Source organism: Pseudoalteromonas sp. SG43-6 (assembly GCF_014164365.1).
Classification (GTDB): Bacteria; Pseudomonadota; Gammaproteobacteria; order Enterobacterales; family Alteromonadaceae; genus Pseudoalteromonas; species Pseudoalteromonas rhizosphaerae.
Map to the genome: position 1 here is coordinate 1 of NZ_JACJEZ010000107.1, position 3,766 is coordinate 3,766.

A 3,766-nucleotide genomic window follows, 5' to 3' on the forward strand; every position below is an offset into this window, starting at 1 on the left:
AATTTGGCATATTCAAGTTTTTGTTGTGCACTGAGTGTTACTTTTGATTTTCTGGTCATAGTGATACCTTTTGGGTTTAGCTCATTTTACGCTATAAACCTGTCCAGTTTCATTAGACCATTACATCTCGACTGCAGAAATGGAATAAAATCTCTGGATATAGACTTTTATTTTTACTCATAATTAATACCACCAAACTCGAGAACCACATAACGCCGCCAACACAGGCCGAGCGTAGCGAGGTCCAGTGCAATGCGCTTTTTGCATTGCACGAATGTGCTTGGCTTCGTTATGAATTTAGCCATTTAAAACGCCCCAGCCATCCAAATACCCGTTCACCTTTGATGTACGCTCGGCCAGTTTATTTTCAAAGGCAATGATATTGTCATATGTAACCATCATGATTGGGACTAACTCTAACTCCATACCACCTTTATCGCTTGGCCTTGTTTCGATATTTTTAAATTTTTGTCCGCTCTTCCAATCAGTTGCGTACTGCCTTGCAACGAGATCAGCTTCTTCTTCGGTGGCATAGATAGCATAGAAATCGACTGGATGCTCGATAGAGAAATCGAAATCATCTTCCTCCAATCTTCTGAATACATCACCATTCACATCATCCGGATACATTTTTCTCTCTCGAATCTGAGGGATTCATAACGACTAGCTAAGTGGCTAACAAACCTGCCACTTCACTCAATTAAAACACCTTAAACACATAACTAAACCAAGCTAAAAATGCCAAGCGTTTGTTAGTCCGTCTTTAGCGCCTTGATACTCATTGAGCCTCCTCCCCAGCATCGCGATTATTCGCTACGCTGAAAAGGCAACTAACCTTTATAGGAGAAAGCTCATTGAACTTTTACAATAACATGCATCCGTATTATTGTGGTATCGATTTACACGCGCGATTACTTTACGTCTGTATCATTGATAATACAGGACTTATCCTTGTTCACAAGAAAATTAAAGATGACCTTGAAGCGCTACTAAAACTACTTAAGCCGTATATCGGTGACATTGTGGTTGGCGTAGAGTGCATGCACTGTTGGTATTGGGTCGCTGATTTTTGCAAAGAACACACTATCGACTTTATTCTTGGTCATGCGCTATACATGAAGGCGATTCATGGCGGTAAAGCTAAAAACGATAAAATAGATTCACATAAAATTGCCAAACTCATCCGTGGTGGTAATTTCCCACTTGCTTATGTGTATGACAAAGATATGCGTGCTACACGCGACTTATTACGGCGCAGAACTAAAATCGTCCGTCATGGCGCTGATTTAAAAGCCCATGTCGCCAATACTGCCAGCCAGTACAATTTACCTGCCCATAATGTCAATTTAAAAAACGTCTGCGACAGAGAAAAAATGCGCTATTACTTTCCTGATCCCGTTGTACAACGCTCTATTAATTTAAACATGGCTATACTCGATTGCTATCATAAGGAGCTTAAACCTTTAGAGCATTACATTGAACAAATGGCTAAACAACACAACCCTGTTCACCTTAATATTTTGCAAACAATTAATGGTATAGGCCGCATTCTCGCACTCACTATCATTTACGAAATTGGTGACATCAATCGCTTTTCAAGCGTACAAAAATTCGCTTCATACAGTCGGTTGGTCAAATGCAAAGCGGAGTCTGCTGGCAAAACCTATGGCACCCAAGGTAATAAAATTGGCAATGCACATCTAAAATGGGCGTTCTCGGAAGCTGCCGTATTACTGCTGCGTCACAATCACAACGCCAACAAATACCTTGAAAAACTACAAAAGCGAATGAGCAAAGCCAAAGCACTGTCAGCGCTTGCGCATAAGCTTGGTCGCTGTGTTTATTTTATGCTTAAAAAAGAGACGGTATTCGATGAAGCAAAATTCTTAAAGAGTTAGTCACGGTACTGAGTGAGCTGAACATCTAACTGGATATAAGGCTGAGCATCAATCAATTGGGTGAGTTAATGACCAGTAAGGTTTAACCTGATTATATGCCTACAGACCTAAGCCACTTGCCTTGATTAGATGCTCAGTACGCGTGCATTAATACAATAAACAAAGTCGCTTACACCTGACTTGAGCCTGAAACTAACTGGATCACCATGATGAAACCAGCCGCCTTGAATAGTGCCATGATTAGGTTAACCGATGAATGTCTAGTGCCCCTACAAATCCATAAGGATATGGAAAAAAGTAGGCTGCGATGAGATCGCAATAAGAGAGCCTCTATATGTGTTTGCCGTAAGCAACTTGCTTAACAGCCGCATCGACAGACGAAGTAAACGAATTTGTTTATTGATTTAGAATTGACCGTCCATTTATAAAAATGGTCAAAAAGAATACTAGTGCCTATTGACAGAGTTTAGGCTCATATGTGTTAGGCATTTTCCGTCGTTTCACGCCAGAGCTCATTAACGACACTAGTCATAGCGTCAATAATTTCAAAGATATACACTTGTGTAACTTCAAGGTGGACTCTAGCAAATTGATGTGAATTTAAATTGAGGTTTTTGGCAACAATTCTAAATTGCTTACTATGCAGCTCCTCGTCTAAGTGCCCAGCATTGTGAGCAATGATGTTCCTGATATCCCTTGCTTCGACGACTTTACCCCAAGAGGCAGTGCCAGTAGGTACTTCAATTTTGGCGACTTTACGTAGATAGTTTTTTGCTCGCTCAATACCTGAGCCACTGCAATCTTTTAAAGTACAATTTAAACCTTTTTCAAAATAAAAGCTGTGGCACAGTTGATTAAGATAATCTTCAAAAAGCGATACCAACATAAGCAAAAACGATTGTTTCTGGTATTGAGGAAATACTTCTTGGAAATGCGCACCTAAATCATTGCGATACTTGTACCTATCCCAACAAACAGACTCGTTCATTTCTATATCAGATTCGTTGTACGTAGTTAATTCTTCACGCCAATGGCGTTCTGATAGCTCGACAAAGATCCTAAACTTCTCTAAGTCAGACAAAAAATACAACGACACTTGATCGGATTTCTGCATTTTTACTCCTAATTGCCTAACGCCGCAAGTAACTGCGGATGAAACGGAACTTGTTTTTATGCGAGTATTTTACCGCATAAAAACAAGTGGAGAGTAAGACGTCAGATTGCCTTGCTTTGTTATGTGCCGGATTCATAGATTCCATTTTTTGTTTACTGCCTCTGTGATTACACTATCAGGACTAACACCTAATTCAGACAGTTTATTGCGCATAACTTCTATATGCCACCAAGGGCAAGCTGGGTCATTGCACGTTACATCAGGATCACCTTCATGCTCGAAGACTAAATGAAAACATAGCCAATGCATCTTTTCGAAAACCTCATAATCTTCCGAGTATTTCTCCACGGGCTTATCACAATGCACACAAATTCTTGATGAACTCATTATTAAGTACCGCAGACGTATTTAAGCCACATAACAGCTTATTGAACACCACTTTGGTGGGTTATCACACCCCAAAACGGCGTATATTACATTGCTTAATAATTCCACTAAATAAGTTTAATGTAAACAAGTAATTACGTAGGCTATAAAATGACTATTGTTAAAATACACCAAAACGACTTTTAATAATGTTATTGGACAAAACACCAAATACTGTACAAATAAGGCTATGTTGTCTTTCAGTGTTGGTGAACTATAGTTAATGTACTGAAACCCAACAACGGCAGGTGCAATATGGCTTCCAAGCAGTTTCAAAATATACTACATCACATTACCAACTTAAATTACGCTCAACTTAAAAAGCTTC

3 protein-coding genes are annotated in these 3,766 nt (G+C 39.5%); 1 reads left to right on the forward strand and 2 read right to left on the reverse strand.

Translation table 11 applies throughout. From position 1 onward, the window contains the following. Positions 1–297: 297 nt before the first annotated feature. Complete coding sequence (locus H5201_RS22145; RefSeq protein WP_182762811.1) at positions 298–630, reverse strand: ribonuclease E inhibitor RraB; 333 nt, start codon at positions 628–630, stop codon at positions 298–300. A gap of 224 nt (positions 631–854) precedes the next feature. Here H5201_RS22145 and H5201_RS22150 point away from each other — a divergent pair, with 224 nt between their 5' ends. Further along, on the forward strand, positions 855–1,898 hold the full coding sequence (locus H5201_RS22150; protein WP_182785415.1) for an IS110 family transposase: 1,044 nt from the start codon (positions 855–857) through the stop codon (positions 1,896–1,898). Between the two features lie 481 nt (positions 1,899–2,379). Here H5201_RS22150 and H5201_RS22155 read toward each other — a convergent pair whose 3' ends face one another. Further along, positions 2,380–3,012 carry a hypothetical protein gene (locus H5201_RS22155; protein ID WP_182785416.1) on the reverse strand — a complete coding sequence of 211 codons (633 nt, stop codon included), beginning with the start codon at positions 3,010–3,012 and terminating at the stop codon, positions 2,380–2,382. Positions 3,013–3,766 lie beyond the last annotated feature (754 nt).